This is a genomic window from Paenibacillus sp. FSL R7-0312 (genome assembly GCF_038004445.1).
Classification (GTDB): Bacteria; Bacillota; Bacilli; order Paenibacillales; family Paenibacillaceae; genus Paenibacillus_AQ.
The window spans coordinates 3,834,397-3,851,410 of record NZ_JBBORE010000001.1 but is presented as its reverse complement, the minus strand read 5'-3'; the positions used below and the strand labels follow the sequence as shown (position 1 = coordinate 3,851,410).

The following is a 17,014-nucleotide window of genomic DNA, read 5'->3' as shown; positions in this document are numbered from 1 at the left end:
TTAGCCTACTTCAGGCCGTGGCGGCGTTTGGCCGCGATCAGCGTGTTGCTCATCAGCATGGTGATCGTCATCGGCCCTACTCCGCCCGGCACAGGCGTAATAAACCCGGCGACTTCACGGGCACTCTCGTAATCAACATCACCGGCAAGCTTGCCGGTATCCAGGCGGTTCATTCCGACATCAATAACAACGGCGCCAGGCTTCACGAAGGAAGCATCGATGAAGTTAGCCCGGCCGATGGCAACAACCAGAATATCCGCCTGGCGGCTGAGTTCAGCCATGTTCGCGGTGCGTGAATGGCACATGGTTACCGTGGCATTCTCACGCTGCAGCAACAGGGACACCGGCTTGCCGACAATATTGCTGCGGCCGATAACCACAGCATGCTTGCCGGAAATATCAGTACCTGTCCGTTTGATCAATTCGATGACACCCGCAGGAGTGCAAGGGAGCAGACTGTCATCACCGATCACCAGATTCCCTACATTGACCGGATGGAACCCGTCAACATCCTTCTCCACGGAGATGGCATTAATGACTGCCTTCTCTTCAATATGCTTCGGAAGCGGCAATTGCACGAGAATGCCGTCAATATCATCACGGCCGTTCAGATCAGCCACCAGTGCCAGCAGCTCCTCCTGGCTGGTTGCCGCATCCAGCCGGTGAACCTCGGAATGGAAGCCCAGCTCAATACATGATTTCTCTTTGTTGCGCACATAGACCTGAGAAGCCGGATCTTCACCGACCAGAACGACAGCAAGACCGGGCTTAACGCCACGTTCCGTAAGCTCTGCAACCTCCCGGGCAATGCTGATCCGAATTTCGTCCGATACCTGTTTACCGCTGATAATCGCTGCTGTCATGTAAGTCTCTCCCCTTTTGTCTATTTAACGATTACAGATCCGCTCTAAGCGTATCTACATCCTGAATCATCTTGCCGAGTACGCCGTTAACGAATTTACCGGAATCATCGGTGCCGAAATGCTTGGCCAGATCAATCGCCTCATTGACAGCTACCTTGGCCGGCACATCGCTGGCAAAGATCATCTCGAACGTGGCCAGACGCAGAATCTGACGGTCAACACGGGACAGACGGCTCATCTGCCAGCCTTTGAGGTAATGCTCCAGCATATCGTCGATGGCCATTTTGTGCTCCCACACGCCGTTAACATGGGCGATCACATAAGCCTTCAGCTCGGTCTCGTCAGTGATGACGCGTTCGGTTTCGTTCTCATCTGCAGCTTCCTCAATCAGCATTTCTACAGCCTCGGTAACTTCCACATCATTCATTTCCATCTGGTACAGGCTCTGGACAATAATTTCTCTCGCTAAACGTCTTTTCATTTGTTCCTCCTACAGTCTTAACTAGCATACTTTGTATTTGAATTTCTTAAATCTTCTTACCAAAAAACCGCGCAGCCGTTCTTCCGCAGGTCAGCAACTCAAAGTAACGGGTTCCAGGCTTCCGGGAGAAAGACTATCGCGGTTCATTTGAAGGGACGCCAGCGTCCGGACAGCCGGCTCACGAGCTCCTGCCACTGAAACAGGGGAGCCTGCGCGGTATCCTTTCTTTTGCCAAGCGTATATCCGATGAACACTACCAGTGCAAAGAACAGCATATCCCAAAAACCGCTAATCAGATAAATCAAACCGAGAACGACCCCGAAGGTAACTCCGGCAATTCTACCCCCGTGACTTTCCCATACTTCTCTCCAAGACATAAGGGAAACTCACCTCTATTCCACTCGACTTTTGAAGCTTGGTGACTGTGTGAGGTTAGCAATATATACAGATACATCCGCTACCGGAATTCCGGTTGTTTCCTGGACGAAATCATGCACCTGGCGCTGCACCTCCGTAGTAAGCAGAGGCAGGGAATGCTCGCCGTCCACAACTGCACGGATCATAATTTCAAGTCCGGCCTGCGAGACGCGGATTCGCGACTTCAGATCACGGATGCCCTTCACTTTGCCTGCAGCCTTGAGGCTGAGGTTCTCGATGGTTTCCATGGAGATCTGAATGTCCCCATACTCTGTACGCTGATCAACGGACGGCAGGGAAGCACGGTCGCGGCGCAGAGAGATGTAGAAGAAACGGATGCTCAGCAGGAAAAGAATAACCGCAGCTGTAATCGCAGCGATATAGGCCCCCGGCCCGTCAGGAATCTCAAACGTGTCCGGAATGACGCCGCTCAAGAGGAGGATGGCAATTACAGATAGTATTCCGATACTTAAGCTGTAAAGGAACAGCAGAAGCCTGTCCAGAATTTTGGCCACGAGTCACATAACCTCCTTAAATTAAGGTAAACCCTCGACGTACGTCGGGGGTTTATGGAAGAACAAAGGCTCTTACTTCACGCGGATAACCGCATCTGTATCTTCGCTTTTGTCAACACTTGTGGCGTTTCTGAACTGCACATCATGGATATGCACATTCACTTCTACAACAGTCAGACCGGTCATGGTTTCGATGGAACGTTTAACGTTGCGCTGAATTTCAGCAGCCACTTCAGGAAGACGGTTGCCGTACTCAATGATTACGGATACATCCACTGCAGCTTCGCGTTGTCCAACTTCAACCTTAACGCCCTTAGACAAGTTCTTGCGTCCGAGAAGCTCCACGATTCCTCCGGCGAAACCGCCGCTCATTCCGGCCACGCCTTTAACCTCTACGGTTGCCAAACCTGCGATAACCTCGATCACTTCGGGAGCAATCTGGATCTCACCAATTTCCGTACGTTCGTATTCTGTGGGCAATGTACTCATTTTGGACTTCACACCTTTCCAGTAAAAAAGTTATTCGGACATTTCAAGCAGGCAGCACGTCTCTTATTAAACATACTATATCATTTGACGAACTTTATGACAAACAATGAGAAGTCGTCCTAAATTTCATACTCTTCCAGGAATTTGATATCGAAACTCCCGTCCAAAAATACCGGATGCTCCAGCAATCTCTGATGGAAAGGTATGGTTGTATGTATGCCTTCCACAGCGAATTCGGATAAAGCCCGTTTCATCTTGGCAATGGCTTCATAGCGCGTCGGCGCCCAGACGATCAGTTTGGCGATCATCGAGTCATAAAAAGGTGAAATGGTGTAGCCCGGATAAGCCGCGCTGTCCACCCGCACTCCAAGACCGCCCGGCGGCAGGTAGAAGCCGATTTTGCCCGGAGACGGCATGAAATTACGTTCAGGGTCCTCAGCGTTAATGCGGCATTCGATTGACCAGCCGTTGATCACAATATCCTCCTGGGTGAAGGACAAGGGGTTGCCTTCCGCCACAGAGATCATTTCCTTGATCAGATCCACGCCGGTGACCATCTCCGTTACCGGATGCTCAACCTGGATACGCGTGTTCATCTCCATGAAGTAGAACTGTCCGTCCGGCCCCAGCAGGAATTCAAGTGTACCCGCTCCCGAGTAATTAACTGCCTGAGCAGCCCGTACAGCCGCTTGGCCCATCGCATCACGGACCTCCGGCGTAAGTACAGAGCAAGGCGCTTCTTCAATCAGCTTCTGGCGGCGGCGCTGCACGGAGCAGTCCCGTTCGCCCAGATGGACTACATTGCCATGGTTATCGGCGATAATCTGAATCTCCACATGCTTCATGCCGGTCAGGAATTTCTCAAGATACACACCAGCGTTGCCGAAAGCCTTCTGCGCTTCCTGCTGGGCAGCCGTAATCTGCTTCACCAGTGATGCTTCGTCCTCGGCGATGCGGATGCCTTTGCCTCCACCGCCTGCTGTGGCCTTGACGATGATCGGATAACCAATATCACGGCCCAGCATAACCGCTTCCTCGATGTCGCCAACAAGCCCGTCAGAGCCCGGAATAATCGGAACTCCGGCCAGCTTCATGGTTTCTTTGGCTACAGCCTTGTCACCCATCCGTGTGATCGCATCCGGAGAAGGGCCAATAAATGTAATATTGCAGGATTCACAAATCTCCGCGAAATCCGCATTCTCGGCCAGGAAGCCGTAGCCGGGATGAATGGCATCGCAGTCCGTGAGCGTGGCTACGCTCATAATATTGGTAAAGTTCAGATAGCTGTCCTTGGCGGGCATCGGACCAATACAGTACGCTTCATCAGCCAGACGGACATGCAGTGAATCCCGGTCCGGCTCCGAATAGACTGCTACGGTGGAAATGCCCAGTTCACGGCAGGCCCTGATAATGCGGACCGCGATTTCGCCGCGGTTGGCAATCAACACTTTTTGAATGTTCATGCTTTTCCTCCCAAAGTTTAGCGAAGCTTGCAGGCTCCTCATGATTCTCGCGGCAATTATTCCGCTCTCACCAGAAACAGCGGCTGGCCGTATTCCACTAACTGGCCGTTCTCGGCCAGGACGGAGACGATTTCGCCTTTCACTTCCGCTTCCAGCTCATTCATCAGCTTCATGGCTTCAATGATACAGACCGTTGATTTCTCATGAACCCGGTCTCCCACACTTACAAAGGACGGTGTTTCCGGAGAAGCAGCACTATAGAAGGTCCCTACCATCGGAGAGACGATTTTATGTAATGCGCCTTCAGCGGAGGGTGATTGCTGCTGCGTTACAGCAGGAACTTCACTGACAACCGGAGGAGCAACATGCTGCGGACTTTGCGGCTGCGATGCTGGCGTAAAGGGGTAGGCATAAGGAGTCGCCTGGATTGCTGTTCCATCAGCTTCAGGGCGATCCGGTTTGCGGATAGCCAGCTTCATACCTTCGCTTTCAATCTCCAGCTCATGTACGGAAGAGGTCTGGTCCAGCAATTTAATTAATTCCTTAATCTCGCTTAACTTGAACATTGGGTAGTTCACTCCTTCAGCTTTCTCTCAAAGCCATTTTGGACGCAGATAAGCAGGGTACGATATTCCGTTCTTCCCGGGTAACCTGTGATTCGGCCTGCTTGCGGTTCTTTAGAATCGCTTTCAGGATAACCGCTGCCTGCGTATTCTTCTTATATTTCAAGATAACTTTATGTATTATATCACAAACGCTAGAAATGGAAAGAGCCCGGGACGTGCCCGGACTCTTTCGGCATTTTATTCTATTTTCTTTCAATTAATTCAGGGGGGCTTACTGCTCCGATACGTATTGGACTTTAATCTTGTCCTGGGACACACTCAGTTCTTTCATTACAAGGTCAACGATGCCCACGGCCTGCTTCACATCCAGCTTATCGCTGAGCACTACGATCGTGTACGCATCTCCGGCTTCCTCTTTCACAATAGCTTCTCCGTATTTCTGCTGGAGCTGTTCCTCAATTCCGGTGATCTTTGATTCTTTTTCCTCCAGCTTGCTGAGTTGTTCCTGGGCAACCGCGTTCTCCGCAGGTGTCTTATCCATGTCATTAATCAGGGCCAGCAGATCATTGTGGTCCTTAAGATTCTGCTGCTCGCGTTCATACAGGTAGTTCGTGAACATGCTGCTGGCCGACACGCTCTCTGAAGCTACTTCATCCAGAATAGCCGCATCATCCTTGGCCGGAGTCTTATCTGTGGAAGCTGCTGCTGATTTGTCGGCACTTGCAGCCGGTTTGTCTGTCTTGCCCGCTGTATCTGCTGCGGCCGTTTCCTTGTCAGCGTTGGAACTGTTAGCTGCTGAGCTGCTGTCATCTGTTACTGCTGCAGTTGCGGTATCATCCGTCACGGCAGCGGCTGCGGTATCGTCTGCAACAGCTTTGTCGGCATCCTCAGTTACAGCAGCAGTTTTGCTGTCCTCTGTCTGGGTTCCCGCATCGGCAGTAACGGAATCATCAGTTGTTACTTCGTTGATCACGAGCCCGCTGTCAAGCGTAGTAGCTGTCCCGCCGCCCGTCCCATCCTTCACGGTGTCCACCTGAATGCTGCCTGCAGTTTCTTTAGGAATGGAAGCACCTGTGTCCTCCGTGAACAGATAATAAGCCGAGAGCACCACCATTAAACTGAGCATCGAAACCAGCCAAATCGTTTGTCTTTTGCCCTTCATTTGTGATTCCTCCTAAAAGTTTTATTAAATATGCCTCTACGAATTCGCTTGCGTATGTCTGGCTTGTAAGCTGAACGCCTATTCCTGCTTGCGCGGAACGACGGAGATCCGGTAGCTCGGCACGTTCAGCCCTTTCTCGACAGCCTGCTCGATCAGGTTACGCACCACTTTATTCTCTGCCCCTTTGGCGACAACCAGCACACCGCGCACCTGGGGTTTGATCCGTTTGGTGATAATCGGGGTCTCGTCACCGGACTGGCTGTAGGTTACGATTTCGCCGTCCCTGGTGTATTGTGTGGTATGGCGTTTACCACCGCTGGCATCGGTTTCCTCACTCTGCGCCTGCGAATCATTCATATTGCGCTGCACGACTATTTCCTCTGTGGAATCCACGGTGACCATAATGTCAACCGTCCCGACCCCGACGATTTTCTCCAGAATCTCCTTCGTCCGGTTCTCCATCGCCAGCTCGATGCTGTCAAAAGAATTGGGTTGCACCGCCTCCTGCTGCAGGACCGCCTGAGAGGTCTCACTTACGGGTGGTTCACGTCCCGTATTCTCACTGTCCAGCTTCTTCACATTCACGAAGGAGTTGAACAGCATGATAGCAACGCCCAGCAAGCCAATAATGATCAGCCAGCGGAAAGTATGACTCCTCTTCGGGTTGCCGCTTCCGCCGCCGGCCCACTGCTCAAGCTTTTTCAGCCAATTGGCCATTGATTTCCCTCCTTCTGTTTATGGCATTCTGCCTTGATTTCCCTGGTCACTGTCTTATGATTTCACGGCGCTGGTGCCGCCGCTCAGCACATGTATCGAATCCGGGTCCAGGTTCCAGTTCTGCTCGAGCAGCCTTTTGACCGATTCGGCCTCTACAACCGCTGCTGCCTGTTCCTCCTGCGCCCCATTTCCTGTGGCTGAAGGCTGCGAAACACCCGTTGCGGCTCCAGAACCTTCACTTGCCGTCCCGTCCTTGTCCAGGCTGACCTGGACCGGTTCTACAGGGGTAATCAGTATCGGTTCGGATGCCGGGCTTGCAGCAGGCTGTGAGCCCTCTGCTGAACCCGGTATGCCGCTTGCAGCAACCGCTCCCGACACTGGTATATCTACCGTGACCGAGGAGATCACCGGCACCTCTTCGCCCAGAGGCGCACTCGGATTCGGCCCCATGCCCAGCGTCACCGTAACATTTGCGCCGCGGATGCCGGTGCTGCCGGCAATCTGATCGCGCATCTGCCCTGCTATTTCTTCGGCGGCAAGCTTCAGGCTCTGATCGCGCGCGCCCTCTGCCAGCATCCGCCCGTCCGCCAGAATCTTCTCCAGCGAGTCCGCGCCGTCTCCTGCACCTGAGAGCAGCCCGCCGCTCCGCTCCTGCTGCTCCATGGCCAGACTAAGCTCCTTGCTGGCGTCACCCTTTAGCATAGAGACGATCGGACTCAGCATGGTCAGCAGAACCAGCAGACTGAGCACCAGTCTGGCATAACGTTCCATGGATTTGCTGGGCAGCAGCATCTCGACAAACGCGGCCATCAGCACCACCAGAATCAGTTCATGGAGCCATCCGCTGAGCCAGCTCATGGCACACCTCCTGAAAGTTTCTTCACACAACCAGCCTCATACCTCATACAAACGGACCAGGATGTTATTCGCCTCACCGCATCATTACGGTAACATTCCCGGCAGTCAGCATGATGGTGACGGCCAGGAAGAACATCAGCGATACGGCAGCCAGCGCGGCGAATACGTAGATCATGCTTTTACCGATCGTCTGCAGGCAGGTCACAATGGGCGTTTCACCCAGCGGCTGCATAACGGCGGCGGCTACGTTGTAGATCAGGGCCAGCACCAGGATTTTGATCGCCGGGAAGGCGCAGAGGAAGAGGATGATGATGACCCCCGAGAGCCCGATAGCGTTCTTCACCAGCAGTGATGCCGAGATTACGGTATCAGTGGCATCAGCGAACATTTTGCCGATAACCGGCACGAAATTGCCTGTGATATATTTGGCGGCGCGGATGGTTACTCCATCAGTGACCGAGCTGGTGATTCCTCTGACCGAGATTACCCCGAGAAAGACGGTAAGCAGTACTCCGAGCAATCCGGCCCCTATATTGCGCAGCAGGTTGGCCAATTGGGTCAGCTTGTATTTCTCCGACATCGCACTCACCAGATGCAGCACCGCCGAGAAGAACAGCAGCGGGAACACTATGGTATGAATCATCGTGCCCACCGTGTGGATCATGAACACGATCAGCGGATGGGTCACTGACACCGTTACGATATTGCCCATTGAAGCCAGCAACGCGAATAGCAGCGGAATCATCGCCATCATGAAATCGATCATCCGGTCAATGGCATCCTTGGCGTAGCCCATCGAGATGTTGAAGCTGTTCACGGCTATGACCAGTACCACCATGTAACAGAGCATATAAGCGATTTTACTGACGGATTTCCGTTCAAAAGCGGTCTGCAGCGTCTCCAGAATCATACTCAGCACGCTGATCATCACAATCGTAACCAGCAGCTTGCCGTTGTAGAGCACCTCATGCCACATGAAGCGGGTCAAGCCGGACAATACGCTTTTGAAGCTTAAACCGTCTTCTCCGGGCAGCAGCATATCCATCAGCGAAGGCGTTTTGCCTTCCGGGAAGAATCCCCCGTAGTCCTTCATCAGCTGATCCCAGTACGTCTCCACCCCGTCTGTCGGAAGGTTCTCGACCTGCCCCTTCACCCACTGGTCTACAGGGGATGAGGACCCTCCGCTGCCTCCCGTTTGCGTCTGTGTCTGCGCTTGAGAAGCCGGAGCTGCATAAGCGGTTCCTGCACACAGCAGAAGCAGCAGACAGGGGAGCAGAACGAGCAGCCTGTTTAATTTTGGCGGACGAAAAATACTGCGCTCCTGCATACCCTCACCCCGCTTTCCTGTGGCCTTCCGCTACTCCTTCTGAATCTCAAGCAGGCAGCAGCTTCATCACCGTTTCAATAATGATGCTGATAATCGGTACGGCCAGCACCATGATCAGCACTTTGCCGGCCAGCTCGATTTTGGAAGCGATCGATTCCTGTCCGGCATCGCGCACGATCTGTGCCCCGAACTCCGCGATATACGAAATGCCGATGATTTTAAACACGGTTTTGATGTAGATCATTTCCATCCCGGAGGATTCTGCCACCCGCTCCAGCGTGCCAAGAATCGTTCCGATCTTGCCGATCAGAAACAGAAAAATCAGTATGCCTGCCGCAGTAGTCAGCAGAAAAGCGAACATCGGCTTTTGTTCCTTCAGGACAAGGATGAGGACGGTCGACAGAATCCCTATTCCCACTACTTGAATGATTTCCATAACCCCAGCCTATTGAAAAAGAAAGATCGTTTTGATTTCCTGAAGCAGTCCGTCCAGCATGCGGATCACCATGAACAGCACGATGATAAAACCGACAATCGTTACCCAATGGGCGATGTCCTCTTTGCCCATCTGCTTAAGCACCGTGTGGATCATGGCGATAATGATGCCGATGCCGGCAATCTGAAAGATCGCGTTAACTTCAATATTCATTCCTGGCACCTCGCTAAAAGATCAAAATGACGATCAATGCTCCAAGCAGCAGACCCAGGCTTTTGCTCACCTTTTCATATTTGCCCTGATCTTCTCTGGCCGCTGTCTCTTCCTGCTTCAATTGCTGCAGAGCCAGTGCAATATGCGTGCTCTGATTCGATCTGTCACTGGTTCCGAGTGTGCAGCTGAGCTGCCGGAAAATTTCCTTCTCTGTTCCTTTCAGGGAGGCGCTGCTCCAGTGAATCTCCATGGACCGCTGCACAGCTTCCTCGGCGCTGTAGTTATGCGGCGGGCTCATCTCTTCCGCTGCCGTGAGGAAGAATGCTCTCAGCGGCTCCTTGCTCTGCATCCCGATCCGGCGCAGCGCCTCCGGCAGCGGGGTATAGCCATACTGGATCTCCGTCTCCAGCCGCTGCAACGCTGCGATCAGGCCTCTGATATGCCGGGGCCGCTCAGCATACTGGGCAGCCCGCTTGAAGCCGGCCAGCGTGCCCGCAAGCACGATGAGCACTGCCCCGAGCAGCTTAAGCATGCCGGTCACCGCCTATCCGCTCTTCTGGAGAGATCAGCAGCAGCCCGCGCTTCTGGGCGTCCAGGATGCGGAAGGACAGGCCAACCTCCGAACGGTGCAGGATTACGTACCGCTCGAACATCCGGTGCTCCAGCAGACCGCCAAGGCCGGGCCGGCGGGCCAGCTCGGACACTTCCTTGCCATGGGCGGAAGCGACTACCGAGATGCCGGCGTGCAGCGCCTCGGTTACTGCATCCGCATCCTCCAGGCGGCCGATCTCATCGGCAATCAGCACATCGGGTGAAAGTGAGCGGATCATCATCATCATGCCTTCCGCTTTGGGACAGCCATCCAGGATGTCCGTGCGCGGGCCGACATCGAAGGCTGGAATCCCGCGGCGGCTGCCGGCGATCTCGGAGCGTTCATCGACGATGCCGACCTTAAGGCCGGGGCGGCTGCCCTCGCGTCCGCCCTGCCCTCCGGACGAGATCTGCCTGGCGAGGTCACGCAGCAGCGTGGTCTTGCCATGCTGCGGCGGCGAGAGGATCAGCGTATGCATAATGCGCTGCCGTCCCCGGTCCAGCAGATAAGGCAGCACGCCGTCTGCCAGCCCGTGCACTTCGCGGGCAATCCGCACATTGAAGCCGGTAATATCGCGGAGATGCTCAACCCCCCCGCCGCTTAAGACCGTCCGGCCGGATAAGCCGATCCGGTGCCCGCCGGGAATCGTGATGAAGCCCTTGCGCAGCTCCTCTTCCATCGTATACAGCGAATGATTGCTGATCAGGTCCAGCAGCCGGTGCGTATCCTCCCGGTCCGGCTTGTAGGCTTCAACGGGAAGCTGTGTCAGACTGCCGTTCACGCCGACAAAATGATATTTGCCGGAGTAATTAATCTCTAGCGGCCGTCCTTCACGGACGCGCACTTCCTCCACCTTGTCCAGGAGCGCAGCGGGGAGGCCGCCGAGCAGCGCTCTTACTTTTTCGGGAAACAATAGAAGCCAATCATTTGCCATACAAAGTACCCCCAAGTTGTCCTCTACTTAATAGCTTTATTCCATATTTATGCTTGTACTTGTACTTTATGACTATCATCTATCATTTCTTCAGAATGCCGATTAAGAGAAAGGCCACACCGCAGCCGATCCAGCCGAGCTTGCCCCACGACAGCTGCTGGGCCATCCCCGTCAGGCCGATTGCTGTGGTCAGAATCAGGATTGTCGGGCCGACCAGTGCCAGCCCGGAATTAACCGCGAGCGCCTTATCCACCTGGTTCAGCCTCAGCATAATCAGTGCAGCAGCAATCTCCACACTGCCTGACAGCAGCCGAAGTCCCGCCATCCAGCTCACATACTTGTCCAATCTGTTCAACTCCCTTGTACAAATCTATGGATACCAAAGAATCCGCTGCGAATAAACAAGCTGTTATCCATGGATATGCAGAAGAGGTCCACTTTAGACAAGAAGAAATGCAGGAAGCTAGCAGAGATTTAAGCAGATGTGAAAGAAATCATAGTGCTCTCCTCTATAAAAAAATATCATCGGTATGATAAAATTAATTTTGCGCGTGCAAAAAAATGGAGCTCTGGAAAATAGAAGGGCAGGCCGCTGGAGAAACTAAGCCTTCCTAAACGCTTCTGGAGTGGGTTCGAGCGCCGCAGAAATACAGATAAAGACATCGGAAAAAGAGGGGATCACAGTCATGCAAGTTCGTAATTTCGTAGTACCGCTCGTATCGGGAACAGTAGCCAGACAGGTCAAAGAAGTAGCCATCATTATATTCTCGGCACTATTGTTAGCGAGCGGGCTCAGGCTGTTCCTGATTCCGCATCAGCTGCTCAGCGGCGGCGTAGCCGGAACGGCCTCCATCATCGGTTATGTAACGAATCCGAAGTACATCTCGCTGTATTATTTCGCCATTAACCTGCCGATCCTGATCTGGGGTTTCGTAGCCGTGGGAAAGAAATACATCTGTTATAGCCTGCTGTCCGTCGTATCGACCACATGGTTTCTGAATGTGATTCCGCTGGTCAAGCTGACGAAGGACCCGATTCTGGCCAGTATTTTTGGCGGTGTGATCATTGCCGGCGGTGTCGGCTTCTCGCTGCGGGCGGGAGGCTCTTCCGGGGGATTCGATATTCTGGGCTCCATCATTACGCGCAAGCGGGATATTCCGATGGGTACTGTGCTGTTCGTGATGGACGGTCTGGTCATTCTAAGCCTGGGCTTCTTCAGAAGCTGGGATTCGGCGCTGTACGCGATGCTATGTATTTTCGTCAAAAGCCGTGTGGTCGATATGATCCATATCCGCCATGTCAAGCTGACCTGCTTCATCGTTACGAAGGAGCGGGAGAAGATGCTGAACCGCCTGACCTGTCTGCCTCACGGCATCACCGTCGTGAATGCGGAGGGCGGATACAGCCATGAGGGTAATACGATGCTGATGACGGTAACGACCCGCTACGAGCTGGCTGACCTGCGCAAGACGATTCTTGAGACCGATCCGAAATCCTTCGTCAACGTGCTGGAGACAGTGGAGATTATGGGCCGGTTCAGACGATTGAGTTAAACGAGGATAGTTGTATAATGTGCAATTAAAACCAGCGAAAAGAGATGCGAACATTTTAAGCATACCGCCTATACCGTTGCTAGCCACATTTACTATACAAAAAGAGTGCTGCTCTCCGCTCGCGCAGGGAACAGCACTCTTTTTGACTAATGATTGTTGGTTCTAATAGATCTTTGTCTCTTTGTCTTATACATTATCCGCTTTACATCCACGTCAGCACAATGTATTCGGTTTTCCGCATACATTTGGCTCATCTACCCAATCACAGGCACATGTATTCGGTTTTTCGCATACATTCGGCCCGCCTACCCTATCCCAGGCACATTACATTCGGTTTTCCGCATACATTTGGCTCATCTACCCAATCACAGGCACATGTATTCGGTTTTTCGCATACACAATGTATCCGGTTTTTCGCTCAAGTCCCAACTCAATTTAGGGTTCACCTGCCACATGGCGCCAAACAGGGATGTCCTCCAGCCTTCCGGCTGAAGAAACATCCCCAATGGTCATGCTGTAGAATTACAGTCCAGAAGCTTACCGGCGGTCCTGCGGGCCTCCCACGAAGGCCTGCTCTGCGGTGTCGAGATTATAAGCGGTATGCAACGCCTGAATAATCTGCTGCAGATTGCCGGATTCAATGACGCAGGAAACCTTGATCTCGGAGGTGCTGACCATCTTGATGCTCACACCTTCGTTCGAGATCACCTCGAACATTTGGGCCGCAACCCCCGGATGGCTGACCATGCCGGCGCCGACAATCGACACCTTGACCAGACTATCCTCGGAAGTCACTTCACGGTACGGCAAGACACTGTGCAATCCTTCAATTACCTGCTTAGCCTTTTCCAGATCGCTAAGGGCTACGGTAAAGGAGAAGTCTGCGGTCTGATTCTGAACGCCGCTCTGTACGATAATATCAACGTCCACACCCTCTTCGGCCAGCTTGCCGAAGACCTGGGCAAGTACACCCGGAACATCCGGAACTCCCAGAATACTGATCCGGGCCACATTCTTGTCATACGCAATGCCGCTAACTACTACACCCTGCTCCATACTTGCTTCCTCCTTCACAACAGTTCCCTCATTATGGTTAAAGCTCGATCTGACGACCAGCTTCACTTGATATCGTTTGGCATACTCCACCGCGCGCGGATGCAGTACGGCTGCACCGAGATTAGCCAGCTCCAGCATCTCGTCATATGAAATTTCCTTCAGCTTCCGCGCAGTCTTCACAATACGCGGGTCTGTGGAATAGATGCCGTCCACATCGGTATAGATTTCGCAGACATCTGCTTTGATCGCAGCAGCCAGCGCAACCGCCGTTGTATCCGAACCTCCGCGGCCCAGCGTGGTAATCTCACCGTCCAGTGTCATTCCCTGGAACCCGGCAACGATAACAATCTGCTCACGCTCCAGCGACTCCAGAACACGGCGTGGAACGATTTCACTAATCCGCGCACGGCCATGGGTCTCATCGGTACGGAACCCGGCCTGCCAGCCTGTATAGGATACAGCATTCCGCCCGATTCCATGAAGAGCGATGGACAGAAGCGCTACTGAGATCTGTTCCCCCGTAGTCATCAGCATATCCATTTCCCGTGCGGGAGGCTGCCCGTTCAGCTGTTTCGCCTGATCGATCAGTTCATCTGTCGTATCCCCCATAGCGGATACAACCACAACGCAGCGATGTCCCTCATCCTGCTTATCTGCGATGCGCTTGGCGACACGCTTCATACGTTCAATATCGCCGACGGAGCTGCCTCCGAATTTCATAACATAAAGTGACAAAGTCCCATTCACTCCCTATTTCGCTGTAAGTAGTAGCTTTTATTTGGTTTTCGCTTTAACACAGTATAATACGAAAATCATGACATGCGTTAATAGTTTCACAAAAAAAGCGCCCAATTTTCCGAACATGTCCATTCCTCTAAGCCTGGCAGGGCAAATTATATTCAGCTGAAGCTGTACAAAAAACCTCCGCCGCATAGTGCGGGGAGGCCGTCTTAAATAACGTTGAACCCGGAGCTAAGACAGCTCCTACGCGCGGGAGATGTATTTACCTTCGCGGGTATCGATCAGGAGAACGTCTCCTTCATTAATGAACAATGGAACCTGTACCGTATGGCCGGTTTCCAGAACAGCCGCTTTAGTTGCACCCTGAGCGGTATTGCCTTTAACGCCCGGTTCTGTTTCGGTAACCTTCAGCTCAACGCTTGTAGGAAGGTTGATTCCGAGGATTTCGCCCTGGTAGCTGACGATATTGACAGTCATATTCTCTCTCAGGAAGTTAAGCTCCCATTCCAGCTGCTTCGCAGTCAACTCGAACTGGTCATAAGTTTCGTTGTCCATGAATACATGCTCTGAACCGCTGGCATACAGGTACTGTACTCCACGGTTCTCGATGATCGCACGGCCGATCGTTTCGCCTGCACGGAATGTACGTTCAACGGTATTGCCGTTACGCAGGTTCTTCAGCTTGGAGCGGACAAATGCCGCGCCCTTACCCGGCTTCACGTGCTGGAAATCGATAACGGTGAAGATATCCCCTTCTACTTCTACGGTCAAGCCTGTCTTGAAATCATTAACTGAAATCACAAAAAATCCCTCCTGGAATCGATGAATTAACTGAATAAGTGTGTCTTACAGTACCGTGTATTCCTTAGACGAATGTGTCAGCAGCGCGATGCCGCTTTCGGTAATGACAATATCATCTTCAATCCGCACGCCGCCGAGGCCGGAGAGATAAATTCCCGGTTCTACGGTAACTACCATGCCCGGCTCCATAATTTCATCGGCAAGCTTGGACAGACGCGGGGATTCATGAACCTCCATGCCCAGACCATGGCCTGTGCTGTGGCCGAAATACTCACCATACCCGTAACGGGTGATGATGTCGCGGGCCAGGGCATCACATTCGCGGCCGGTCATGCCGGGCTTGATATGTGCCAGTGTGTGAAGCTGCGCTTCAAGCACAATATCATAGATTTCCTTCAGCTTGGGATCTGGCGATCCCGTAGCAATCGTACGTGTTACATCTGAGCAGTAACCGTCCAGCAGAGCGCCGAAATCGAGGGTTACGAATTCGTTGTTCTGGATGATCTTGCTGCTGGCTACGCCATGCGGCATGGCCGAGCGTTCGCCGGAAGCAACGATTGTATCGAACGAAGACGAGGTTGCACCATGCGTACGCATGTAGAATTCCATTTCCAGATCGACATCACGTTCAGTCATGCCTGGTTTGATCACATTCAGGATATGACTGAACGTGGCGTCGGCCAGATCGGCCGCCCGCTGCATGACAGCCAGCTCTTCTTCGTCCTTGAACATGCGCAGATTCTCCACGGCTTTGGATACCGGCACCATGACAGCCGGCTGCAGAGCCGCCGCATAGGCAGTGTACGCGCTGAAGGTTACATCATCCTGCTCGAATCCAACCCGGACTTGTCCGCCATGCGGCAGCAGCTCGCGTACGGTGTCAATGAATTTCGAAGCATGCTGAACTACCTGGAGGCCGTTTACCTGTTCCGAGGCCTGTGTCATATACCTGAAGTCAGTCAGCAGATAACTGTCATCACCGGTAACCAGCACATACCCGGAGGAGCCGGTGAATCCGCTCAAATAGCGGCGGTTATAGCCGCTGGTAATTAACATCGCATCCAGTCCCTGTTCCTGCAAAACCTTACGCAGCTTGGAGACGCGCTTGTTGCTCATTTTCATTCTCCTCTCGAAATAGCCACATTGTATTTTAACATAGTGGCATGCCACCTGAGAAGTTTTTTCGGACGCTTAGGCCAGCTTTGTCTGCTGCTCCCGTTTCCGCTCATCCGTATACTCCATCGCCGCAGTATATCCGATGAATAATCCCCAGAGTAAAAAGAGGCAGAATTCACTGATCACAGAGTTCCATGGCAGCTTGAAAGGCGGCTGCATCAGGAACTGCCAGGAGCCGGCAAGGAACAGGGCCGACCACCAGAGCACACCGTAAATCATACCCGGCCAAGGCCCCTTCAGCTTGCGGAAAATAAGCACATAGATCAGGGAAACGATCACCGAGAAGACGATAAAGGATAAATATCCGAGCAGATGCCCGGCAGGCGACACCAAAAATTCATGTTTAAAGAAGGGCTCCGCCAAAAATCCCGGAATCACCTTGGTGAAATGCAGGACGTACATCAGCCAGCGGGCTCCTCCCCAAATGATGCCGGCGAAAAAACCCAGTTCAATGGCAAAATAAAACGGATTCGTATGGACTGACTTTTGCTTGTTAGAAGAACTCATAGAGCAGCCTCACTTTCAATATAGGGTTAATCCGGTTTCCACTCCGCTCTCTATAGACTAGTATGTACAGCAAACGGCAATCCAACTAGTAATGTGCTTAAAAATTCGTTACAATGTATTATATAAATCACATTAAAATACGGGAAG

At 52.7% G+C, this 17,014-nt stretch carries 21 protein-coding genes; 1 reads left to right on the top strand and 20 read right to left on the bottom strand.

Features of this window, described 5'->3' with window-relative positions; translation table 11 throughout:
• Positions 1–5: 5 nt before the first annotated feature.
• The 16 genes from folD to MKX70_RS16635 all read right to left on the bottom strand — a co-directional run bounded on the left by folD (position 6) and on the right by MKX70_RS16635 (position 11,379).
• Complete coding sequence (folD, locus tag MKX70_RS16710) at positions 6–863, bottom strand: bifunctional methylenetetrahydrofolate dehydrogenase/methenyltetrahydrofolate cyclohydrolase FolD (protein ID WP_042237848.1); 858 nt, start codon at positions 861–863, stop codon at positions 6–8.
• A gap of 31 nt (positions 864–894) precedes the next feature.
• On the bottom strand, positions 895–1,344 hold the full coding sequence (gene nusB, locus MKX70_RS16705; protein WP_039295510.1) for a transcription antitermination factor NusB: 450 nt from the start codon (positions 1,342–1,344) through the stop codon (positions 895–897).
• Between the two features lie 143 nt (positions 1,345–1,487).
• Positions 1,488–1,721 carry a DUF2273 domain-containing protein gene (locus tag MKX70_RS16700; RefSeq protein ID WP_042138734.1) on the bottom strand — a complete coding sequence of 78 codons (234 nt, stop codon included), beginning with the start codon at positions 1,719–1,721 and terminating at the stop codon, positions 1,488–1,490.
• A gap of 15 nt (positions 1,722–1,736) precedes the next feature.
• The gene (amaP, locus tag MKX70_RS16695) at positions 1,737–2,276 is read right to left on the bottom strand and encodes an alkaline shock response membrane anchor protein AmaP (protein WP_042237850.1); all 540 of its coding nucleotides are present in this window, start codon (positions 2,274–2,276) and stop codon (positions 1,737–1,739) included.
• Positions 2,277–2,348: 72 nt separating this feature from the next.
• A complete protein-coding gene (locus MKX70_RS16690) occupies positions 2,349–2,765 on the bottom strand; it encodes an Asp23/Gls24 family envelope stress response protein (RefSeq protein ID WP_039295505.1) in 417 nt (138 codons plus the stop codon).
• A 119-nt stretch (positions 2,766–2,884) separates the two neighbouring features.
• The gene (gene accC / locus MKX70_RS16685) at positions 2,885–4,228 is read right to left on the bottom strand and encodes an acetyl-CoA carboxylase biotin carboxylase subunit (RefSeq protein WP_340840369.1); all 1,344 of its coding nucleotides are present in this window, start codon (positions 4,226–4,228) and stop codon (positions 2,885–2,887) included.
• A gap of 56 nt (positions 4,229–4,284) precedes the next feature.
• Positions 4,285–4,794, bottom strand: a complete 510-nt coding sequence (gene accB / locus MKX70_RS16680; protein WP_042237852.1) for an acetyl-CoA carboxylase biotin carboxyl carrier protein — start codon at positions 4,792–4,794, stop codon at positions 4,285–4,287.
• 271 nt (positions 4,795–5,065) lie between these two features.
• Positions 5,066–5,956, bottom strand: a complete 891-nt coding sequence (locus tag MKX70_RS16675; protein ID WP_340840368.1) for a SpoIIIAH-like family protein — start codon at positions 5,954–5,956, stop codon at positions 5,066–5,068.
• 78 nt (positions 5,957–6,034) lie between these two features.
• Positions 6,035–6,673 (bottom strand): stage III sporulation protein AG, encoded by a 639-nt coding sequence (gene spoIIIAG, locus MKX70_RS16670; protein WP_039295496.1) that lies wholly within the window; start codon positions 6,671–6,673, stop codon positions 6,035–6,037.
• A 54-nt stretch (positions 6,674–6,727) separates the two neighbouring features.
• A complete protein-coding gene (locus tag MKX70_RS16665; RefSeq protein ID WP_340840366.1) occupies positions 6,728–7,531 on the bottom strand; it encodes a stage III sporulation protein AF in 804 nt (267 codons plus the stop codon).
• 73 nt (positions 7,532–7,604) lie between these two features.
• The gene (gene spoIIIAE, locus MKX70_RS16660) at positions 7,605–8,858 is read right to left on the bottom strand and encodes a stage III sporulation protein AE (RefSeq protein WP_340784440.1); all 1,254 of its coding nucleotides are present in this window, start codon (positions 8,856–8,858) and stop codon (positions 7,605–7,607) included.
• A 46-nt stretch (positions 8,859–8,904) separates the two neighbouring features.
• Positions 8,905–9,294 carry a stage III sporulation protein AD gene (spoIIIAD, locus tag MKX70_RS16655; protein ID WP_039295491.1) on the bottom strand — a complete coding sequence of 130 codons (390 nt, stop codon included), beginning with the start codon at positions 9,292–9,294 and terminating at the stop codon, positions 8,905–8,907.
• A gap of 9 nt (positions 9,295–9,303) precedes the next feature.
• Positions 9,304–9,507, bottom strand: coding sequence for a stage III sporulation protein AC (spoIIIAC, locus tag MKX70_RS16650; RefSeq protein WP_020426549.1), 204 nt, complete (start codon positions 9,505–9,507; stop codon positions 9,304–9,306).
• Between the two features lie 13 nt (positions 9,508–9,520).
• Positions 9,521–10,039: a stage III sporulation protein SpoIIIAB gene (gene spoIIIAB, locus MKX70_RS16645; RefSeq protein ID WP_042237859.1), complete on the bottom strand. Its 519-nt coding sequence runs from the start codon at positions 10,037–10,039 to the stop codon at positions 9,521–9,523.
• Complete coding sequence (spoIIIAA, locus tag MKX70_RS16640) at positions 10,032–11,033, bottom strand: stage III sporulation protein AA (RefSeq protein ID WP_340784435.1); 1,002 nt, start codon at positions 11,031–11,033, stop codon at positions 10,032–10,034. The genes spoIIIAB and spoIIIAA overlap by 8 nt, the downstream gene beginning before the upstream one ends.
• 82 nt (positions 11,034–11,115) lie before the next feature.
• Entirely contained in the window at positions 11,116–11,379 is a 264-nt protein-coding gene (locus MKX70_RS16635; protein WP_445323668.1) for a YqhV family protein, read from the bottom strand.
• Positions 11,380–11,719: 340 nt separating this feature from the next.
• On the opposite strand from MKX70_RS16635, the gene MKX70_RS16630 reads away from it, so the two are divergent.
• Positions 11,720–12,586: a YitT family protein gene (locus tag MKX70_RS16630; RefSeq protein ID WP_042237864.1), complete on the top strand. Its 867-nt coding sequence runs from the start codon at positions 11,720–11,722 to the stop codon at positions 12,584–12,586.
• 537 nt (positions 12,587–13,123) lie between these two features.
• Here MKX70_RS16630 and MKX70_RS16625 read toward each other — a convergent pair.
• The 4 genes from MKX70_RS16625 to MKX70_RS16610 all read right to left on the bottom strand — a co-directional run bounded on the left by MKX70_RS16625 (position 13,124) and on the right by MKX70_RS16610 (position 16,867).
• Positions 13,124–14,377 carry an aspartate kinase gene (locus tag MKX70_RS16625; RefSeq protein WP_039295541.1) on the bottom strand — a complete coding sequence of 418 codons (1,254 nt, stop codon included), beginning with the start codon at positions 14,375–14,377 and terminating at the stop codon, positions 13,124–13,126.
• Between the two features lie 249 nt (positions 14,378–14,626).
• A complete protein-coding gene (gene efp / locus MKX70_RS16620) occupies positions 14,627–15,184 on the bottom strand; it encodes an elongation factor P (protein WP_042237868.1) in 558 nt (185 codons plus the stop codon).
• 45 nt (positions 15,185–15,229) lie between these two features.
• On the bottom strand, positions 15,230–16,300 hold the full coding sequence (locus MKX70_RS16615) for a M24 family metallopeptidase (protein WP_042237870.1): 1,071 nt from the start codon (positions 16,298–16,300) through the stop codon (positions 15,230–15,232).
• A gap of 75 nt (positions 16,301–16,375) precedes the next feature.
• A complete protein-coding gene (locus MKX70_RS16610) occupies positions 16,376–16,867 on the bottom strand; it encodes a YqhR family membrane protein (protein ID WP_042237871.1) in 492 nt (163 codons plus the stop codon).
• Positions 16,868–17,014: the final 147 nt, after the last annotated feature.

Bases quoted from the DNA above. Each gene is read 5' to 3' on its own strand.
- MKX70_RS16675 (WP_340840368.1), bottom strand. From the start codon at position 5,956: ATGAAGGGCAAAAGACAAACGATTTGGCTGGTTTCGATGCTCAGTTTA.
- spoIIIAD (WP_039295491.1), bottom strand. From the start codon at position 9,294: ATGGAAATCATTCAAGTAGTGGGAATAGGGATTCTGTCGACCGTCCTC.
- MKX70_RS16615 (WP_042237870.1), bottom strand. From the start codon at position 16,300: ATGAGCAACAAGCGCGTCTCCAAGCTGCGTAAGGTTTTGCAGGAACAG.
- MKX70_RS16665 (WP_340840366.1), bottom strand. From the start codon at position 7,531: ATGAGCTGGCTCAGCGGATGGCTCCATGAACTGATTCTGGTGGTGCTG.
- accB (WP_042237852.1), bottom strand. From the start codon at position 4,794: ATGTTCAAGTTAAGCGAGATTAAGGAATTAATTAAATTGCTGGACCAG.
- spoIIIAE (WP_340784440.1), bottom strand. From the start codon at position 8,858: ATGCAGGAGCGCAGTATTTTTCGTCCGCCAAAATTAAACAGGCTGCTC.
- MKX70_RS16630 (WP_042237864.1), top strand. From the start codon at position 11,720: ATGCAAGTTCGTAATTTCGTAGTACCGCTCGTATCGGGAACAGTAGCC.
- accC (WP_340840369.1), bottom strand. From the start codon at position 4,228: ATGAACATTCAAAAAGTGTTGATTGCCAACCGCGGCGAAATCGCGGTC.
- MKX70_RS16690 (WP_039295505.1), bottom strand. From the start codon at position 2,765: ATGAGTACATTGCCCACAGAATACGAACGTACGGAAATTGGTGAGATC.
- MKX70_RS16610 (WP_042237871.1), bottom strand. From the start codon at position 16,867: ATGAGTTCTTCTAACAAGCAAAAGTCAGTCCATACGAATCCGTTTTAT.
- nusB (WP_039295510.1), bottom strand. From the start codon at position 1,344: ATGAAAAGACGTTTAGCGAGAGAAATTATTGTCCAGAGCCTGTACCAG.
- spoIIIAB (WP_042237859.1), bottom strand. From the start codon at position 10,039: ATGCTTAAGCTGCTCGGGGCAGTGCTCATCGTGCTTGCGGGCACGCTG.
- MKX70_RS16700 (WP_042138734.1), bottom strand. From the start codon at position 1,721: ATGTCTTGGAGAGAAGTATGGGAAAGTCACGGGGGTAGAATTGCCGGA.
- spoIIIAG (WP_039295496.1), bottom strand. From the start codon at position 6,673: ATGGCCAATTGGCTGAAAAAGCTTGAGCAGTGGGCCGGCGGCGGAAGC.
- spoIIIAA (WP_340784435.1), bottom strand. From the start codon at position 11,033: ATGGCAAATGATTGGCTTCTATTGTTTCCCGAAAAAGTAAGAGCGCTG.
- folD (WP_042237848.1), bottom strand. From the start codon at position 863: ATGACAGCAGCGATTATCAGCGGTAAACAGGTATCGGACGAAATTCGG.
- spoIIIAC (WP_020426549.1), bottom strand. From the start codon at position 9,507: ATGAATATTGAAGTTAACGCGATCTTTCAGATTGCCGGCATCGGCATC.